We start from the raw sequence: 963 nt of genomic DNA on the forward strand, positions 1-963 counted from the left end.
TAATATAATAATCAATTGGAAAGAACAGTACTTTAATCTTCTATGTCAAAAAAGAATTAATTATAATAAGTGTTATTAAAAATGAAAAGTCTTTTTTTTCTCCTATTAGTGATATTATGTAATGCGCAGTATAATGTTAATGTTTCACAAAAACATATATATATCGGTCAATATTATTATTATGGAAATGATTATAAAAGGGCTTTTGTAGAGTATCAAAAGGCATTTGAGTTAAATCCTTATGCGCTAAAAAGTAATATTGAGATTTTCACTAAAGTTTGTTTTGAATTAAATAAAGTAAAAGCTTTAGAAAAAGCAATTTATCGATCATCTTATTATAACTTATTTTCGGAAGAGTATTTTAGTGGTGGTAGTGTATCATTATACAAGGACAGACCTCCTTTTGATAAGATTATTCAGGGTGAAATTTCGATATTAAAAAATAATTATTACAGTAATATTGATAATATTTCAAAGATAGAATTGGAGAAAGAGGTTGCAAGGCTTGGCGTTGCAGATCAATACCTAAGAATTTTAATTGCAAAAGGAGAAGATGAAAAGTACTTGAATAGGTTGATGTGGAAAGAGGATTCTCTTAATGTTTCACAATTAATTGACCTAACTAGGAAATACGGATGGTGTGATAGTGCTAGAATAATTCTATGGCATCAGAGGGGGATCTATGGGCAAAATAATTTTGTTTGGGATTATTTTGTTCCGTTTTTCAAGGATCAAGTATCGAGAGATTTGGTTAGTAAAAGTATTTTAGTTGAATTTGAACGAGATATGTCAATCAGAAATGGTGTTCCTTTTAAGTTTGATTATTTACCATTTCAAACATACACTGTTGAAGATATTCGGAAGATAGACGAAAATAGAAAGAGCGTTGGAATGCCTCCTCTATATTTTAATAAGTATATAGACAGTAATTACGAGCTACCAAAAGATTATAATTATAATCCC

Annotated in this window: 1 protein-coding gene; it reads left to right on the plus strand. The window is 28.6% G+C overall.

The window, feature by feature from the left end; translation table 11 throughout:
* Positions 1-81: 81 nt before the first annotated feature.
* On the plus strand, positions 82-963 hold an 882-nt coding region (locus AC4AGG_RS16570), incomplete at its 3' end, for a hypothetical protein (RefSeq protein WP_489773130.1).

It is taken from the genome of Chryseobacterium sp. CG10_8, assembly GCF_058117085.1.